This window comes from Roseicella frigidaeris, assembly GCF_003258945.1.
Lineage (GTDB): Bacteria > Pseudomonadota > Alphaproteobacteria > Acetobacterales > Acetobacteraceae > Paracraurococcus > Paracraurococcus frigidaeris.
This window is the reverse complement of sequence record NZ_QLIX01000001.1, coordinates 297,933-314,707: the sequence shown is the minus strand read 5'-3', so window position 1 is coordinate 314,707 and position 16,775 is coordinate 297,933. Positions and strand designations below refer to the sequence as shown.

The 16,775-nt window shown below is 74.8% G+C and carries 14 protein-coding genes; 2 read left to right on the top strand and 12 right to left on the bottom strand.

The window, feature by feature from the left end; all coding sequences use genetic code 11:
• Positions 1–33: 33 nt before the first annotated feature.
• The 8 genes from DOO78_RS01445 to DOO78_RS01410 form a co-directional block, all read right to left on the bottom strand.
• Positions 34–2,421, bottom strand: coding sequence for a hybrid sensor histidine kinase/response regulator (locus DOO78_RS01445; protein ID WP_111467934.1), 2,388 nt, complete (start codon positions 2,419–2,421; stop codon positions 34–36).
• Between the two features lie 169 nt (positions 2,422–2,590).
• On the bottom strand, positions 2,591–3,028 hold the full coding sequence (locus DOO78_RS01440; RefSeq protein ID WP_111467933.1) for a hypothetical protein: 438 nt from the start codon (positions 3,026–3,028) through the stop codon (positions 2,591–2,593).
• Between the two features lie 60 nt (positions 3,029–3,088).
• On the bottom strand, positions 3,089–4,006 hold the full coding sequence (locus tag DOO78_RS01435; RefSeq protein ID WP_111467932.1) for a hemolysin family protein: 918 nt from the start codon (positions 4,004–4,006) through the stop codon (positions 3,089–3,091).
• Positions 4,003–4,524, bottom strand: a complete 522-nt coding sequence (ybeY, locus tag DOO78_RS01430; protein ID WP_243634298.1) for an rRNA maturation RNase YbeY — start codon at positions 4,522–4,524, stop codon at positions 4,003–4,005. The genes DOO78_RS01435 and ybeY overlap by 4 nt, the downstream gene beginning before the upstream one ends.
• Before the next feature lie 46 nt (positions 4,525–4,570).
• A complete protein-coding gene (locus tag DOO78_RS01425; RefSeq protein WP_111467930.1) occupies positions 4,571–5,707 on the bottom strand; it encodes a PhoH family protein in 1,137 nt (378 codons plus the stop codon).
• Positions 5,704–7,101 carry a tRNA (N6-isopentenyl adenosine(37)-C2)-methylthiotransferase MiaB gene (gene miaB / locus DOO78_RS01420; RefSeq protein WP_111467929.1) on the bottom strand — a complete coding sequence of 466 codons (1,398 nt, stop codon included), beginning with the start codon at positions 7,099–7,101 and terminating at the stop codon, positions 5,704–5,706. The genes DOO78_RS01425 and miaB overlap by 4 nt, the downstream gene beginning before the upstream one ends.
• Positions 7,102–7,310: 209 nt before the next feature.
• Complete coding sequence (locus DOO78_RS01415; RefSeq protein ID WP_111467928.1) at positions 7,311–8,252, bottom strand: lysophospholipid acyltransferase family protein; 942 nt, start codon at positions 8,250–8,252, stop codon at positions 7,311–7,313.
• 72 nt (positions 8,253–8,324) lie between these two features.
• Complete coding sequence (locus DOO78_RS01410; RefSeq protein WP_111467927.1) at positions 8,325–10,442, bottom strand: protein-disulfide reductase DsbD family protein; 2,118 nt, start codon at positions 10,440–10,442, stop codon at positions 8,325–8,327.
• Positions 10,443–10,676: 234 nt separating this feature from the next.
• On the opposite strand from DOO78_RS01410, the gene DOO78_RS01405 reads away from it, so the two are divergent.
• Together DOO78_RS01405 and hrpB are read left to right on the top strand one after the other, a co-directional pair.
• Positions 10,677–10,994, top strand: coding sequence for a hypothetical protein (locus DOO78_RS01405; RefSeq protein ID WP_111467926.1), 318 nt, complete (start codon positions 10,677–10,679; stop codon positions 10,992–10,994).
• Positions 10,995–11,066: 72 nt separating this feature from the next.
• Positions 11,067–13,583, top strand: a complete 2,517-nt coding sequence (hrpB, locus tag DOO78_RS01400) for an ATP-dependent helicase HrpB (protein ID WP_111467925.1) — start codon at positions 11,067–11,069, stop codon at positions 13,581–13,583.
• Between the two features lie 7 nt (positions 13,584–13,590).
• On the opposite strand, the gene DOO78_RS01395 is transcribed toward hrpB, so the two are convergent.
• Genes DOO78_RS01395 through alr form a run of 4 tightly spaced genes read right to left on the bottom strand, consistent with a single transcriptional unit; the run spans position 13,591 to position 16,656 of the window.
• A complete protein-coding gene (locus DOO78_RS01395; protein ID WP_111467924.1) occupies positions 13,591–13,974 on the bottom strand; it encodes a hypothetical protein in 384 nt (127 codons plus the stop codon).
• A gap of 5 nt (positions 13,975–13,979) precedes the next feature.
• Positions 13,980–14,792, bottom strand: a complete 813-nt coding sequence (locus tag DOO78_RS01390) for an ABC transporter ATP-binding protein (protein ID WP_111467923.1) — start codon at positions 14,790–14,792, stop codon at positions 13,980–13,982.
• Between the two features lie 5 nt (positions 14,793–14,797).
• Positions 14,798–15,586, bottom strand: coding sequence for an MlaE family ABC transporter permease (locus DOO78_RS01385; RefSeq protein ID WP_111467922.1), 789 nt, complete (start codon positions 15,584–15,586; stop codon positions 14,798–14,800).
• Entirely contained in the window at positions 15,586–16,656 is a 1,071-nt protein-coding gene (gene alr, locus DOO78_RS01380) for an alanine racemase (protein ID WP_111467921.1), read from the bottom strand. Before alr ends, DOO78_RS01385 begins: the two co-directional genes overlap by 1 nt.
• Positions 16,657–16,775: the final 119 nt, after the last annotated feature.

The window sequence follows — 16,775 nt, the reverse complement described above, 5'->3', positions numbered from 1 at the left end:
CGAGAGGGGCTCGGGTCGGCCGCGGGCGCCGCGCTATTTCGCGGCGGCGTCGCGCCCGGCCCGCAGGGCGATCAGGGTGGCTTCGAGGGTCGTGCCCAGCTCCGCCAGGCAGGAGCGCAGCTGCGCGCCGCTCGCGCCCTCGAGGCTGGCGGCCAGGTTGCCGAGGCGGCGGGCGCCGAAATTCCAGGCCGTGCCCTTCAACCCATGCGCGGTCAGCCGGTGGTCCCCGCCCTGCTCGGCTGCGCTGGCGAGGGCGGCCATCGCCTCGCGGGCATTCGCCTCGAACTCGGCCAGAAGCTGCGCCCAGGTCGGCGGCGGGATATGCGTGCGCAGCGAGGCGACCCGCTCCTGGTCGAGGATCTCGGCGGCGGCCGGCGCCGGCGGGCTGCGATGCGCGGAGGCGGTCGGCGGGCGCCCGCCGAGCACCGCGGCGATCGCCTCCTTGAGCTGCTCGGCGCGGATCGGCTTGGCTAGGAAGGCCTGCATGCCGGCCTCGCGGCAGCGCGTGCGGTGCTCCTCGCCGGCATGCGCGGTGACGGCGATCACCGGCGCCACGGCGCTGGCCCCGACGCCGGCGCGGATGGCCGCCACCGTGGCGAAGCCATCCATGCAGGGCATCTCCAGATCCATGAGGATCACGTCGAACCGGTCGGCGCAGGCGGCGACGGCCTCCCGGCCGCCGGGGGCGGTGACCACGCTCATGCCCAGATGCTCGAGATGCAGCTTGGCGATCTCGCGGTTGATCGGATGGTCGTCGACGACGAGGACGTGCAGCCGCGGCAGCGCCTGGCCCTGGCTGCCCGGCGCCCCGGGGGCGGCGCCGAGGGGGACGGCGAGGCCGGCCTCCGCCACCGCCTCGCAGACGAGGCTGAAGCGGAAGCAGCTGCCCTGCCCCTCGGTGCTGGAGACGGTGATCTCGCCCCCCATGGCGTGGACCAGGCGGCGGCAGATGGCCAGGCCGAGGCCGGTGCCGCCGAAGCGCCGGGCGATGCCGCTGTCGGCCTGGACGAAGGGCTCGAAGATGGCGTCGAGGGCGGCCGCCGGGATGCCGATGCCCGTGTCCTCGACCAGGAATTCCAGGCGCAGCCGGGACGGCGAGAGCATCTCGTCGCAGCGGACGGTAACCTCCACCGCGCCCTGATCGGTGAATTTGATCGCGTTGCCGATCAGGTTCAGCAGGATCTGCCGCAGGTTGGCGGCGTCGCAGAGCACCGCCGCGGGGATCCGCGGGTCGATGCGCCAGGCGAGCGTGAGCCCCTTCTGCACCGCCCGCGAGCGCATGAGGCCCGCGACCGTCTCGACGATCCGCGGCAGGCTGACCGGCAACCACTCCGCCGCCACATGGCCGGCCTCGAGCCGCGAGAAGGTGAGGATGTCGTCGAGCAGGCCGAGCAGCGCCTCGGCCGAATGGCGGGCCAGTTGCAGCCGTTCCGCCTGATCCGGGCCGAGCCTTCCGTCATCGAGCACGTCGAGCATGCCGAGGATGCCGTTCATCGGCGTCCGCAGCTCGTGGCTCACCGTGGCCAGGAAGCCATCCTTGGCGCGGTTCGCCAGCTCCGCCGCTTCTCGGGCATCGTTGAGCTGCCGCTGCAGGGTCTTCATGGCGGAGATGTCGGCGAAGGTGCTGACCACCGTGCCGTCGAGCAGCCGCTGCTGCAGCACGCGCACCCAGGCCCCGCCCGGCAGCGGCAGCTCGAAGGGGGCGCCGGCGAAGCGCTCGCCCTCGGCGAGGGTCTGCAGGGCGGCGGCCGCGACGCGCTCCTCCTCCGGCAGGCGCCGCCAGGCTTCGGCATAGAGCTCGGCATGGGTCCGGCCGACCGCCTCCGCGGTGCCGGAGAGGCCGAAGAGCCGGACGAAGCGGCCATTCGCCGCCATGATCCGCCCATCGGCGCCGAGCACCGTCACGCCGTCCCCGTTCTCGGCGGTGAAGGGCATGACCTCGCGCAGCACATGGTCGGCCGGGTCGGGCATGGCGGCCCTGGCATCGACGGGCGGGGCGATCGGCGTCCAGATCCGGATGCGGCCGAGTCCCGGCAGCGGCTGCGAGGCGACGCGCACCCATTGCCCGCGATGCTCGAAGATGAAGGGCTGGGTCTGCACGCGGTGGCGGGCGATTCCCTCCGCCACGCACTGGTCCATGGTGTGGCGCTCCTCCGGCCGCAGCCGAACGGCGTAGAAGCGCCGCAGATTGGCCGCATAGGGCTCGCCCACCGCGACATGCCCGGCATGTTCGGGGAAGAGGCGCAGGAAGGTGCGGTTCCAGAGCAGCGTGCGGTCCTGCGCGTCGAACAGGCACAGGCCGATATCGAGGCTGTCGAGCACGTCCGCCAGCACCCGGCAGGTGCCGAGATCGGCAGGCGCCGGGGCGCCCCAGACCGGCGGCGGGCTGGGCTGGGCTCCGCCCGCGAGGACTGTATCCATGCCCGTTCTCCGACCGCCCTGCCTCAACCGGCGGGATCAACAACCCGTGCGCTTATAATCCCTCAGCAACTCGCCACAAAGTCTGATGCGCGTCGCACCCACACTATTCGGCCGCGACGCCGGCGGTGATCCGGCGCGCGGCGGGCCAGCGGGCCCCGACTCGGCGTGGTCAGTTCGGGCGCGGATCGGGCAGCAGGCCGGGCAGCAGATCGTCCGGACGCCCCGCCTCGCGCCGCGTCCGCGGCGCGGCGGGCCGGGCTGCCTGGCGGAGCCGGATCAGCTCGTCCACCAGCCGGTCCATCGTCTGCCAGAGCGGCTCCTCGCCCTGCCGCTCGGCCAGGACGAAGCGATGCGCGGCGAGGGTGACGTTCAGCGTGCCGCGCGTGCTCTCCGGCCGGCGGCTGCGCATCTGCACGAGCGCCTTCTCCACCTCCTCGACCGGAACGCCGAAGCGCGCGGCGATGGCCGCCGGCGCCTCGCCCTGGCGGCGGAGCGCCCGCGCCTTGGCCGCCTCGCGTGGCTCGAGGGCGATGTCCGGCCGCAGCGCCTGGGTCCGCCGCGACATCTCGCCGGACCCGCTGCCCGGCGGCTTGCCCTTGAACGCCATGGCTTGCCCTCGCCCTTCGCCTGATCGGTGAAGCGCGCAGGTGCGGAAACGTTCCCCGCGCTATTCCGCCGCCTGCCGCGCCGGCTGTGCCCCCGGCCGCCGCACGCGGACGCGGCGGATGCGCCGGGGATCGGCCTCGAGCACCCGGAATTCGAGCCCCGAGGAATGCGAGACCAGCTCGCCCTTCGCCGGCACCCGCCCGGCGAGGGTGAAGACCAGGCCGCCCACCGTGTCGATGTCGGCCGCCCGCTCCTCCTCGGTCAGCACCGAGCCGAGCGTCTGCTCGAAGCCGGCGATCGGCATCCGGGCATCGACCTCGATGGTGCCGTCCGGCTTCTCGACCATCTGCGGCGACACGTCCTCGTCATGCTCGTCGGAGATGTCGCCGGTGATGGTCTCGACCAGATCCTCGATCGTCACCAGCCCGTCGATGCCGCCATACTCGTCCACCACCAGCGCCATGTGGATGCGCGCCGTGCGCATCTGCAGCAGCAGGTCGAGCACCGGCACCGAGGGGACGGTGAAGAGCGGCTTGCGGAGGATGGCCTTGAGGTCGAAGGAGTCCTCCCGTCCCACCGCGGCGAAGACGTCCTTGATGTGGACCATGCCGACGATCTCGTCGAGCTGGCCGCGATAGACCGGGTAGCGGCTGTGGCCGTCGCGCTGGATCAGGCGGACCGCCTGCTCCAGCGTGGAATCCTCCGGCATGGCCATGATGTCGGCGCGGGGCACCATGACGTCGTCGGCGGTCTTGTCGCGCAGCCTGAGGACGTTGCCGAGCACCGCCCGCTCCTGGGCGCTGAACTCGTCGCGCTCGGCACGGCCGTCGCCCTCGCGGCGCGATTCCTCGCGCTCCTCGATGAGCTCCTCCATGCGGTCGCGCACGCTCTCGGCCTCGCGCTTGCGCAGCAGCCCTTGCAGCCGCCAGAGCAGGCCCTGCCGGTGGTGCTCGCGCATCTCGCCGTTGCTCAGGCTCATGCCGGCACCTCGTGCCGCAGATCCGGGCGCCGGGGCTCGGAGCGCCCGCCATCGGGACGCCAGGGATTGGGCAGCCGCAGCCGATGCATGGCGCGCGCCTCGGCCCGCTCCATCCGCCGGGCCTCGCCGGCGACCAGGTGGTCGTGGCCGATGAGGTGCAGGGCACCATGCGCCACCAGATGCGCGAGATGCGCCGCCGGCCGGCGGCCGGCCGCCCGCGCCTCCCGCCGCACCACGCCGAGCGCCAGGGCGATGTCGCCGAGATGCTCGCCGAAGCCGGGGAAGCTCAGCACGTTGGTCGGCTTGTCCTTGCCGCGATGCTCGCCATTCAGGCGCTTCAGCGCGCGGTCATCAGCGAGCAGGACGCTGACGCTGCCCGAGGCCCCGCTCTCGCGCAGCGCCGCGGCCACGGCCCGGCGGGCGAGGATCTCGGCCCGCGGCACCAGGCGCCGCCAGGCCGGCTCGGCCAGCACGACCTCCACCGCCAGCGGCGGGTGGGGGTCTTCGTCGTCCTGCATGATCCCGGCATCGGCGAGGGAGGGCTCCCCCGCCGGGCCAGGAGGTCTACTTCCCGGTTCCATCCTGATCCTTCTTCCCCCGACGGCCCGGCGGCTCCCCCGCCTGGCCCTCGGTCCGCCCCTGAGCGGAGGCTGCATCGGCGCGGCCATAGGCCGATACGGCGTCCGCGCGGCCATAGGCCGCGACGATGCGCGCCACCAGCGGGTGGCGCACGACGTCCCGCTCATCGAAGCGGGCGGTGCCGATGCCCGGCACCCCATCCAGGATGCGCAGCGCCTCGGCCAGCCCGCTCTTCTGACCCGCCGGCAGATCGACCTGGGTCGGATCGCCGGTGATCACCATCCGCGTCCCCTCGCCCATGCGGGTGAGGAACATCTTCATCTGCGCCGGCGTGGTGTTCTGCGCCTCGTCGAGGATGGCGAAGCAATGCGCCAGCGTGCGCCCGCGCATGAAGGCGAGCGGCGCGATCTCGATCTCCCCGGACGCGATGCGGCGGACCACCTGTTCCGCCGGCAGCATGTCGTGCAGCGCGTCATAGAGGGGACGGAGATAGGGGTCCACCTTTTCCTTCATGTCGCCGGGGAGGAAGCCGAGCCGCTCGCCCGCCTCCACCGCCGGGCGGGAGAGGACGATGCGGTCCACCCGCCCCGCCTGCAGCAGCGCCACGCCCTGCGCCACGGCGAGATAGGTCTTGCCGGTGCCGGCCGGGCCGACGCCGAAGACCATCTCGTGCCGCGCCAGCATGTCGATATAGGCCGCCTGGGCCGGGCTGCGCGGCGCGATGGCGGCCTTGCGGGTGCGGATCTGCGGGATGTCCTGCAGCGGCAGGCGCGGATCGTTCTCCGCCTCGCCCTCGGCCATGCGCAGCGCCGCCTCGACATCCGCCACCGACACCCCCTGCCCCTGCTCCAGCCGCCGCCAGAGCGCCCGCAGCGCCGCTTCGGCCACCTCCGTCCGCTCCGGCGGCCCGGCGATGGTCAGCCGGTTGCCACGGGAGCCGAGCCGTACCCCGAGCCGCTGCTCGATCCGCGCCAGGTGGCGGTCGTGTTCCCCGTACAGCAGGGGGAGCAGGGCGTTGTCGTCGAACTGCAGCAGGACGCTGCGCTGTTCGGGGGTGGAGGGAAGCGGGCGCGGCGGCGCGCCCCGTTCCCCGGGCCGGAGGGCGATGGCGGCGGTGTTCAAGCGGGCGCAGGCTCCTCTTCGGGCTGGACAGGGCTCGACGCCGCCCCGGCCGCCAGCAGGCCGGAGAGCGAGTTCGGATGCGCGGCCAGCACCGTCACGGGCGCCTCGCGCCCGATGAGCGCGAGCGGTCCGGTCAGGTGCAGGGGTTGCAGCCAGGGGGTGCGCCCGGCGACCTGGCCGGGATGGCGGCCGGGGCCGGTGAAGAGCACGGGAAAGGTCATGCCGACGCGCGAGCGGTTGAACGCGTCCTGCTGATCCCTGAGCAGCGCCTGCAAGGCCTGCAACCGCGCGTCCTTTTCTGGCTCCGCAACCTGATGTGGCGCGCCGGCGGCCGGCGTTCCAGGCCGCGGCGAATATTTGAAGCTGAAGGCCTGGGCGAAGCCGACGCGGCGGACGAGGTCGAGCGTCCGCTCGAAATCCGCCGGCGTCTCGCCGGGATGGCCGGCGATGAAGTCGGAGGAGAGGGCGAGGTCCGGCCGCGCCGCCCGCAGCCGGTCGACGATGCGCAGGAACTCCGCCGCGCTGTGGCCGCGGTTCATCGCCGCCAGCACCCGGTCGCTGCCGCTCTGCACCGGCAGGTGCAGGAAGGGCATGAGCTGCGGCAGGTCGCGATGCGCCGCGACCAGGTCGTCATCCATGTCGCGCGGGTGGCTGGTGGTGTAGCGCAGCCGCAGCAGGCCGGGGATCTCCGACAGCGCCCGCAGCAGCCGGCCGAGGCCCCAGTCCCGGCCGTCCGGCCCCTCGCCGTGATAGGAGTTGACGTTCTGCCCGAGCAGCGTGACCTCGCGCGCCCCGGCCGCGACCAGCCGCCGCGCCTCGGCCAGCACCTGCGCCACGGGGCGGGAGAACTCGGCGCCGCGGGTATAGGGGACGACGCAGAAGGCGCAGAATTTGTCGCAGCCCTCCTGCACCGTGAGGAAGGCCGTCACCGCCTGCGGCGCCACGGTCTCCGGCAGGTGGTCGAACTTGTCCTCGGCCGGGAAGTCGGTCTCGATCACCGCCCCGGCGGCGCGGCTGGCGCGGGCCACCATCTCCGGCAGGCGGTGATAGGTCTGCGGCCCGAGCACGATGTCGACCCAGGGGGCGCGGGCGGTGATCTCGGCGCCCTCGGCCTGGGCGACGCAGCCGGCGACGGCCAGCACCATGTCGGCGCCGCCGGCGCGGCGGGCCTGCTTCGCCTCGCGCAGCCGGCCGAGCTCGGAGAACAGCTTCTCCGTCGCCTTCTCGCGGATGTGGCAGGTGTTGAGGATGACCATGTCGGCCCCCTCCGGCGCCTCGGCCGGGGCATAGCCGAGCGGCGCCAGGACATCGGCCATCCGGGCGCTGTCATAGACATTCATCTGGCAGCCCCAGGTCCGGATGAAGAGACGCTTCCGGGGGGTGGTCGTGCTCATGCCGGGAACAAACTCCGCCGTCCCGGCGCAAGGGGGGTGCCGGGATCCGCGGGGCAGATGCGCAAGGCGCGAGGCCGGGTCAAGCGCCCATGCGCCCCGGCACGGGCCGGGAGAGGGGGGACCGATGGGGCGATCGATGCGGCGGCGCGAATCGTCTCACGCGCCGAGCCTCCGCCAGTCGGGCCTCCCGGGTCAAGCGATGGTTTCGCTCATGGGCCGGCGGCGCCCGGCGCCGCGGGCGGCGCGATCGGCACCACCGGCCGGTTCTGCCGCAGCCGCTCGGCGCCCTCGCGCACGATCCGTTGCGTCTCCGAGGCCAGCGCCTTGCGGTTGGGCAGGCGGCCCGGCGGGAAGGGCTCGTGCAGCACCACCGTCACCCGGGCGCCGCTGCGCCGGGCGAGCCGCCAGAAATGGCTGGCGATGTCCATGTCGCCGTACCAGGCGAAATGCGGGCGGTCGCGCCGGCAGGCGGGCAAGCCGCCGAGCCGGTCATAGACCACCGAGACCGGCTGGATGCGCCGCGCCCCCTCGGCGATGGCGAAGAAGGAGGTGCGGAAGGGCAGCTCCCGCGTGCCGTCGTTGCTGGTGCCCTCGGGGAAGAGGATCAGGCTGCCGCCCGCCGCCATGCGGTCGCGCATCGCCTGCGCCTCGCGCGCGGTGGTGCCGCGGCTGCGGCTGACGAAGACGGTGCGGCCGAGATGCGCGATGGTGCGGATCACCGGCCAGGTGCCGACCTCCGACTTCGCCACGAAGGCCGCCGGCAGCACGCCGCCGAGCACCGGGATGTCGAGCCAGGAGGAGTGGTTGGAGACGAAGAGCACCGGCCCGTCCCGGCAGGGCGCGCCGATCACCTGCACCCGCAGCCCGATCAGCCGCGACAGCACCGCGTGGTAGAGCCGGGCGAAGCCGATCTTGGCCGATCCGGGCAACAGGATCAGCACCGCCTGGATCGGCAGGCAGAGCAGCGTCCAGAGCGCCAGCAGCGTGAGCCGCCGCGCCGCCCGGAGGCGGCCGCCGAGCGGCCGGTCGGCGAAGACGTCGAAGAGCCGCCCGCCCGGCAGCCCGTTGCGGAAGCGCAGCGGCTTGCGCCGCCGCAGGCGGCGGGGGCGCAGGGCGTCGATCGGGGCGGAGGCGCGGGCCACGGCATCCATGATCCCCCCGCGATACCCCGGGGTTCGGGACGCGGCAATGACACGGCCGCGACAGGGCCGTGACGGCTGCGCTCAGCCCGCGCCGCCCAGGATCATCCCACCCAGGGCTGCCCCACCTTGGGCCGCCCCATCCAGGGCCTGCAGGACGACGCCTTCGGTGAGCAGCTGCGGCAGCACCGCCGGCGCGCCGCCACCGGCGGGGTAGAGCAGGTAGAGCGGCACGCCCTCCCGCCCATGCGCGCGCAGCAGCGCCCCGATCGCCGCGTCGCCATTGGTCCAGTCGCCCTTGAGATAGGCGAGGTTGCGCGCGGCGAAGGCCGCCTGCACCGGGCCGGAGCGCAGCACGAGCTGCTCGTTGACCTTGCAGGTGATGCACCAGGCGGCGGTGAGGTTGACGAAGACCGGCCGCCCCTCGGCCTGCAACGCCGCCACCCGCCCCGCCGACCAGGGCTCGGCCCCCGCCTCGGCCGCGGCGGCGGGCGGCGGCGCCGCGGCGAGGCCCGGCAGCAGGGCCAGGGCCGCGAGCGCCGCGGCGCCGGCCAGCGCCCGCCCGGCCCAGCGGCCGCGGCCGGCGCCGCGTTGCGCCGCGCCGAGCGCCCAGGCGGCGAAGCCGATCAGCACCGCGCCCGCCAGCAGCAGCGCCAGCCCGTCCGGCCCGGCCTGCTGCGCCAGCACCCAGGCGAGCCAGGCCGCCGCGCCATACATCGGGAAGGCGAGGCCCTGGCGCAGCCGCTCCATCCAGGCGCCCGGGCGCGGCAGCCGCCCGGCGAGGCCGGGGACGAGGCCGAGCAGCGCATAGGGCGCGGCGAGGCCGAGGCCGAGCGCGGCGAAGACGGCCAGCGTCTGCGGCGCCGGCAGGGCCAGCGCGGTGCCGACGGCCGCCGCCATGAAGGGCGCGGTGCAGGGGGTGGCGACCAGCACCGCCAGCACGCCGGTCATGAAGCTGCCGGCATGGCCGCCCCGCGCCGCCAGCCCGGCGCCGGCCCCGGCCGGTCCGGCGATGGCATAGACGCCCGAGAGGTTGAGCCCGACCGCGAGGATCAGCCAGGCCAGCGCCGCGACGAAGACGGGCGCGGTGAACTGGAAGCCCCAGCCGGCGGCGATGCCTGCGGCGCGCAGCCCGATCAGCAGCCCGGCCAGCACCAGGAAGCTCGCCAGCACGCCGAGCGTGTAGCTCGCGGCATGCGCCCGCACCTCCGCCCGCGCCGCGCCGGAGAGGCGGGCCAGCGCCATCGCCTTCATGGCGAGGATCGGGAAGACGCAGGGCATCAGGTTCAGGATCAGCCCGCCGAGGAAGGCCGAGAGCAGCGCCCGGCCGAGCGGCAGCGCCGCCTCTCCCGCGGCGGGCGCGGCGCCGACCGGGGCCGCGATGGCATAGGCCGAGCGCTGCCCGCCGGCATCGGTCAGGACCAGGACGCCCTCGAGGCTGGCCGGCATCGGCGCCCCCTCCGGCCGGCCAAGGGCGATCGTCAGGCGGCCGGGCCCGAGCGTCAGCGGCTGCGGCGCGGCGTTGTCGAGCAGCCCGCCTTCGGCCGGGAAGAAGAAGGCCTCCTTCACGCTCCCCGGCCCCAGCGCCTCGCCGGTCAGGGTGAGGCTGCCGCCGCGGCCCTGCAGCACCGCCTCGGCCGGCCAGGGCGAGGGGCGCGGCGCCGCCGCCTCGGCCGCGGCGAAGAGCGGGGCGAGGCGGCCATCGGTGCGGGGGCTGGCCTCGACCGGCAGGCTGAGGCGGAACCGCCCCTCCTCCGGGATGCAGAGCTCGGCGCAGACCAGCCAATTCGCCTCGGCCTCGAGGGTGAGCCTCTCGCCCGGCGCCAGATCGGCCGGGATGCTGGCGCGGAAGGGCAGCAGGACCTCGCCCTCGTAGCCGAAGCTCACCAGCGGGCCGGTCGGGATGCGCGCGGGCGCCGGCCAGCGGATCGGGCCGGCCTCGGCGCCGGCCGGGGCGAGCAGCCGGATCTCCGGCGGCGCCCCGGCATCGCCGGGATTGCGCCAATAGCCATGCCAGCCCGGCGCCAGGCGCAGGCGCAGGCCGAGATCCACCGCCTCCCCCGGCGCCACGGCCGCGGCGGCCGCCACCAGGGTCGCGGTGCCCTGCGGCGAGCGGATGGGCGCGCTCTCCTCCGCCCGGGCGGGCGGGGCGAGCAGCGCCAGCAGGGCAGCCAACAGGGCAACGGGCAGCAGGCGGGCCATGCCGGAGGGAATAGACCCGATCGGCCGCCAGCCAAAGCCGCCGATGCGCGGCGCGCGGCGGTTCCTTCCCTCCCGTCGCCGCCCGCAGGCCGTTCCGAGGGCGGAACCCTGGCGCCCGGTCCGGAACTCCCGGGGCCGCCTGCCGCTACCGCGTTTCCACGGGGCCGCTGGCCCAGGCACAGGCCCGTGGGGCCGGCGCGTCGCCGCCCTGCCGGCAGGACAGGAGAACCACCCATGGCCCTCTTCACCGTCGAGGTCGCCGGCCGCCCGGTCCTCGTCTTCCACGAGCAGAGCCCGGAGGCGGCCGAGGAGCTGGTCGCCACCCTGATCGGGCCGGACCTGCAGGAGTTCGAGGCCGGGGGCGAGCCGCTCTGGGACGGCCAGTCCGAGCTGCTGGTGCGCGCCGCCGGCGCCGAGGAGGCGACCCGCTGGCAGGAGGGCCTGGCCGAGGCCCGCGATGGCGGCGACGGCCAGGACGAGGAGGAGTTCGCCGTCTTCCTCGTCCAGCTCGACGAGACCGAGGAGGGCGAGGCGGACGAGGAGGAGGGCTGAGCCTCCGTCCGGAGGAAGGCTGCCGCCGGCCCGATGGTGGCAAACGCCGGCGCCCTCGGTATAAGCCCCGGCATGCTGCCCGACCTCCCGGTGACCGAGGCGCTGCCGGCGCTCACCGCCGCGCTGCGCCGGGGGCCGAACGCCCTGCTCATCGCCCCGCCGGGCGCCGGCAAGACCACCCTGGTGCCGCTGGTGCTGCGCGAGGAGCCCTGGGCCGCCGGCGGGAGGCTGCTGGTGCTGGAGCCGCGCCGGGTCGCCGCCCGGGCGGCGGCGCGGCGCATGGCCGAGCTGCTGGGCGAAGCGGCGCCCGGCGGGACCATCGGCCTCGCCACCCGGCTGGAGCGCGCCGTCTCCGCCGCCACCCGCATCGAGGTGGTGACGGAGGGGTTGCTGGTCCGCCGGCTGCAATCCGATCCGGGGCTCGAGGGCGTCGCCGGCGTCCTGTTCGACGAGGCGCATGAGCGCAACCTCGACACCGACCTCGCCCTCGCCCTCTGCCTCGACCTGCAACGCGCCCTGCGGCCGGAGCTGCGGCTGCTGGCGATGTCGGCGACGCTCGATGGCGGCGCCTTCGCCGGGCTGATGGGCGGGCCGGCGGGGCCGGCGCCGCGCATCGAGAGCCTCGGCCGCGCCTTTCCCGTCGCCATCGAGCACCGGCCGCGCGACCTGCGCGACCCCCGCGACCTGCCCGAGGCCATGGCCGGGGCGATCCGCGAGGCGCTGCGGGCGCATCCGGGCGACGTCCTCGCCTTCCTCCCCGGCTGGGGCGAGATCCGCCGCACCGCCGAGCGGCTCGGCGGCGTCGAGGCGGAGGTGCTGCCGCTGCATGGCGAGATGCCGCCGGCCGAGCAGGACCGGGCGCTGAACCCGCTCCCGGGACCGGATCCGCGCCGCAAGGTGGTGCTGGCGACCTCGATCGCCGAGACCTCGCTGACCGTCCCCGGCGTGCGCATCGTGGTCGATGGCGGCTTCCGCCGCACCCCGCGGCTCGATCCGGCGACCGGGCTGGCGCGCCTCGCCACCGTCCGGATCAGCCGGGCGGCGGCCGAGCAGCGGGCCGGCCGCGCCGGCCGCACCGCGCCGGGCGTCGCCATCCGGCTCTGGTCCGAGGCGCTGCATCGCGGCCTGGCGCCGCAGGACCGGCCGGCGATCCTGGAGGAGGAGCTGTCGGGCCTCGCCCTCGACCTCGCCGCCTGGGGCGCGGCGTCGGGGGACCTCGCCTGGCTCGACCCGCCGCCCGCCGGCGCGCTCGCCGCCGCCCGGGCGCTGCTCGCCGATCTCGACGCGCTGGATGCGGCGGGCAAGGTCACCGCCATCGGCCGCCGCATGGCCCGGCTTGGCACCCATCCCCGCCTCGCCCGCATGCTGGCCGCGGCCGGCAGCGAGGGCGAGAAGGCGCTGGCCGCCGACCTCGCCGCCCTGCTGGAGGAGCGCGACCCGATCCGCCGCGGCCCGTCGCGCGGCCCCGACCGGCGGGAGGTACCGGCCGACATCACCCTGCGGCTCGACCTGCTGCATGGCGGCGACCACGCGGAGGCCGACCGGGGCGCGGTGCAGCGCATCCGCCGCGCCGCGGCGCTGCACCGGCGGCGGCTGGGCGTGCATGGCTCGACGCCGCCCGAGGGCGATGCTGGCGCCCTGCTCGCCGCCGGCTTCCCCGACCGCATCGCCGCCCGGCGCGGCGTCATGGCCGGCGCCTTCCGCCTCGCATCGGGCCAGGGCGCGCGGCTGCCGGCGACCGACCCGCTGACCAAGGCGCCGCTGCTGGCCGTCGCCGATCTCGAATTGCTGGGGACGGAGGCGCGCATCCGCATGGCCGCGCCGCTCGACCGCGCGGCGCTGGAGGCGCGCTTCCCCGAGCGCTTCGTGCGGGAGGAGGGCGCCGCCTTCGATGCCCGGGCCGGCGCCGTGCTCGCCCGCCGCCGGCTGCGCTTCGGGCCGCTGGTGCTGGAGGAGACGACCCTGCCGCAGGCCGATCCGGCGGCAACGGCGGCCGCCCTCGCCGCCGCCGTCGCCGAGCGCGGGCTGCGCGACCTGCCCTGGAGCGGAGCCGCGCGGCAGGTGCAGGCACGGGTCGGCTGGATGCGCCGGGCCGGGGAGACGGGCTGGCCCGATTTGGCCGATGCCGCGCTGATCGCCACGGTGCAGGACTGGCTGGCGCCGCATCTGCACGGGATGACGAAGCTCTCGGAGCTGGCCGGGCTGAACCTGCCCGACCTGCTGCTGCAGGCGCTGGATTGGGAGCAGCGGCGGCGCCTCGATGCTGCGTTGCCGCCGCGCCTGCCCCTGCTGGCCGGGCGCAGCGCCGCCATCGACTATGCCGGCGAGGTGCCGACGCTGGAGGCGCGGGCGCAGCATCTCTACGGGCTGGCGGGCCTACCGCCGCTCGCCGGCGGGCGGGTGCCGCTGCAGGTGGCGCTGCTCTCCCCGGCCGGGCGGCCGATCGCCGTCACCGGCGATCTGGCGGGGTTCTGGAAGGGCGGCTGGCGGGATGCCCGCAAGGATATGCGCGGGCGCTATCCGAAGCACGACTGGCCGGAGGACCCGGCCCTGGCGACGCCCAGGCCGGAGCGCGGACCGAGGGGCTGAGCCCGGCTCAGGGCCGGATCTCTTCCAGCACCCCGCTGGGGAGATGCCGCTCGAAGCCGACCTGCAGCCGGTCGGCATTGATGAACAGCGTGTCGCCGCGGCGGATGACGCAGGTCGGGCGCGTCTCGGTGCGCAGGTCGCGGATCACCATCGGGCCGCAATAGAGCAATTCGTCATCGGCCACCCGTCGCCGGTCCCCCACCAGCACCGAGCCGGCGGGGAAGGACCAGTCGTTGCCGAGCGCGCCGGGGAGATGGACGTCGCGGGCGAAGCGGAGCGCGGGATGGCCGCCCTCCGGGCCTGGCTCCGGCCGCGTGCCCATGGCGCAGCCGGCCAGCAGCAGGCCCGCCCCCAGCCGGGTCGCCAGCCGGGAGGCGGCGCGGCCCGCCATCCGCCCTACCGCCGCAGCTCCATATGGATCGGCCCTTCGCGCTCGCCATTGGCGAACTGGTCGACCATGGCATTGCCGCTATGGCCGAGCGTGCCGGCCGGGCCGGTCCAGACGATCTTGCCCCGGTAGAGCATGGCGGCGTCGTCGCCGATGCGGCGCGCGCTCGCCATGTCATGGGTGATGGAGACCGCCGTCGCCCCCAGCCGCTTCACGCAATCGACGATCAGCCCGTCGATCACCGCGCCCATGATCGGGTCGAGCCCGGTGGTCGGCTCGTCGAAGAAGATGATGTCGGGCCGCGCCGCGATGGCACGGGCCAGCGCCACGCGCTTCTGCATGCCGCCCGAGAGCTCGGCCGGCGAGAGGTCGCCCACCGAGCCGTCGAGCCCGACCTGCGCCAGCACCTCCGCCGCCTTGTCGCGCGCTTGGGCGCGGGTGATGCGGTTCTGCGCCAGCAGCTTGAAGCAGACATTCTCCCAGACCGGCAGGCTGTCGAACAGTGCGCCGTTCTGGAACAGCATGCCGATGCGGTCGCCGAGCGCCTCGCGCTCGGCGCGGGACATATGCAGCACGTCCTTGCCGTCCACCTCGATCAGCCCGGCATCCGGCTGGATCAGGCCGAGGATGCACTTGATCGTCACCGACTTGCCGCTGCCCGAGCCGCCGAGGATCACCATGGACCGCCCGGCGGCGATGTCGAGATCGACGCCGTCGAGCACCTGCTTGGCGCCGAAGGCCTTCCGCACCCCGCGCATGCGGATCTTCGGCACGCCAGAGGCGGCGGGACGGTCGGCGGGGCGGGTCGCCGGGTCGGCCATGTCCCTCATCGCGCGAAGAACGCCTCGGTCAGCACGTAGTCGAGCGCCAGGATGAGGATGGAGGAGGCGACGACGGCCGTGGTGGTGGCGCCGCCGACGCCCTGCGCGCCGCCCTTCGAGTTGTAGCCGCACCAGGTGCCCATCAACGCGATGACGAAGCCGAAGACGCTCGCCTTCACCAGGCCCGAGATCACGTCCTCCGCCTGCAGGTAGTCGAAGGTGGATTTCAGATAGGCGGCGGAGACGAAGCCGAGCTTGTAGGTGCCGATCAGCCAGCCGCCCATGACGCCGAGGATATCCGCCACCAGCACCAGCAGCGGCAGGGCGATGATGGCCGCCAGCAGCCGCGGCGCCACCAGGTACTTCATCGGATCGGTCGAGAGCGTGGTCAGCGCGTCGATCTGGTCCGTCACCCGCATGGTGCCGATCTCGGCGGCGAAGCTGGCGCCGATCCGCCCCGCCACCATCAGCGAGGCGAGCACCGGCCCCAGCTCGCGCGTGAGCGATATGACGACGACGCTGGCGATGGCCGATTGCGCGTTGAAGCGGGCGAAGCCGGTATAGCTCTGCAGCGCCAGCACCATGCCGGTGAACAGCGCGGTGAGCGCGACGACCGGCAGGGAGAACCAGGCGATCTCGATGAAGGCGCGCCAGAACATCCGGCCGTAATAGGGCGGCCGGACCACATGGCTCAGCCCCGCCAGCGCGAAGAGGGTGACGTTGCCGACCGTGCGGCAGAGGGCGAAGGTGGCGCGGCCGAGCGCGGCCAGCGGATCGAGCAGGAAGGTGTCCATCAGGCAGCGCGATAGTCGCGGCGATAGCGTCCGCCAAGGCCGGTGAGGATCTCGTAGCCGATGGTGCCGGCCCGCTCGGCGACTTCGTCCGGCGTGTTGCCGGGGCCGATGAGCTGCACCATCTCGCCCGGTTGCAGCGCGGGCAGATCGGTCACGTCGAAGGTGATGAGGTCCATGGACACCCGGCCGACCAGGGGCGCCGGACGCCCGCGGACCATGCCGACGGCGCGCCCGGACAGGCTGCGAAGGTAGCCATCGGCATAACCCGCGGCAACGGTGGCGATCCGGCTCGGCCGCGGCGCCGCCCAGCCCGCACCATAGCCGACCGGCGTGCCGGCCGGCACCTCGCGCACCTGCAGCACCGGCGCGGCCAGCGTCACGGCCTGCCGCATCGGGTTGGGCCGGCCGGGCGTCGGGTTGATGCCGTAAAGGGCGCAGCCGGGCCGGGCGAGGTCGGAGGCGAAGCCAGGCCCGAGGAAGAGGCCGGAGGAATTGGCGAAGCTGGCCGGCGCGGCGGGCAGCCGGGCGCGGATGGCGGCGAAGCGGGCGGATTGCTCGGCATTCAGCGGGTGCTCCGGCGCGTCGGCGCAGGCGAGGTGGGTCATGACGGCCTGCAAGGCAAGCCCCGTCAGGCGCGTCGGATCGGCGGCCAGGGCCTCGAGCTCGGCCGGCGGCAGGCCAAGCCGCGCCATCCCGGTATCGACGTGCAGCAGCACGGGAAGTTGCCTGCCCGCCACCGCGGCGGCAGCGGCCCAGGCCGCGACGTCGCCGAGCCCGTTCAGCACCGGCAGCAGCCCGGCATCCTCGTCCCGGCCGGGGGCGAAGCCGTTCAGCACGGCGATCGAGGGCCCCGGCCCGATCGCCGCCCGCAGCGCCATGCCCTCGGCGAGATGCGCGACGAAGAAATCCCGGCACCCTGCCGCGACCAGCGCCCGGCCGACCGCGGCGGCGCCGAGGCCATAGGCATCCGCCTTCACCACGCCGGCGACGCGGCCCGGCGCCGCGCGGTCCCGCAGCAGGCGCCAATTCGCGGCCACGGCGTCGAGATCGACGGTCAGCACCGCCTGCATCGGCTCACCCTGGATGGTTGCTGCGCCGGCGGGGGTCGCGCCGTCGGGCAGGAGGGCATGGACCGTGCCGACCGCCAGGGCAAGCCCCGGCGGATGGAAGCCGGGAGCGCCCCATTAGA

Coding starts and splice junctions, on each gene's coding strand:
- DOO78_RS01445 (WP_111467934.1), bottom strand. CDS start 2,421: ATGGATACAGTCCTCGCGGGCGGAGCCCAGCCCAGCCCGCCGCCGGTC.
- DOO78_RS01440 (WP_111467933.1), bottom strand. CDS start 3,028: ATGGCGTTCAAGGGCAAGCCGCCGGGCAGCGGGTCCGGCGAGATGTCG.
- DOO78_RS01435 (WP_111467932.1), bottom strand. CDS start 4,006: ATGAGCCTGAGCAACGGCGAGATGCGCGAGCACCACCGGCAGGGCCTG.
- ybeY (WP_243634298.1), bottom strand. CDS start 4,524: ATGCAGGACGACGAAGACCCCCACCCGCCGCTGGCGGTGGAGGTCGTG.
- miaB (WP_111467929.1), bottom strand. CDS start 7,101: ATGAGCACGACCACCCCCCGGAAGCGTCTCTTCATCCGGACCTGGGGC.
- DOO78_RS01415 (WP_111467928.1), bottom strand. CDS start 8,252: ATGGATGCCGTGGCCCGCGCCTCCGCCCCGATCGACGCCCTGCGCCCC.
- DOO78_RS01410 (WP_111467927.1), bottom strand. CDS start 10,442: ATGGCCCGCCTGCTGCCCGTTGCCCTGTTGGCTGCCCTGCTGGCGCTG.
- DOO78_RS01405 (WP_111467926.1), top strand. CDS start 10,677: ATGGCCCTCTTCACCGTCGAGGTCGCCGGCCGCCCGGTCCTCGTCTTC.
- hrpB (WP_111467925.1), top strand. CDS start 11,067: ATGCTGCCCGACCTCCCGGTGACCGAGGCGCTGCCGGCGCTCACCGCC.
- DOO78_RS01395 (WP_111467924.1), bottom strand. CDS start 13,974: ATGGCGGGCCGCGCCGCCTCCCGGCTGGCGACCCGGCTGGGGGCGGGC.
- DOO78_RS01390 (WP_111467923.1), bottom strand. CDS start 14,792: ATGGCCGACCCGGCGACCCGCCCCGCCGACCGTCCCGCCGCCTCTGGC.
- DOO78_RS01385 (WP_111467922.1), bottom strand. CDS start 15,586: ATGGACACCTTCCTGCTCGATCCGCTGGCCGCGCTCGGCCGCGCCACC.
- alr (WP_111467921.1), bottom strand. CDS start 16,656: ATGCAGGCGGTGCTGACCGTCGATCTCGACGCCGTGGCCGCGAATTGG.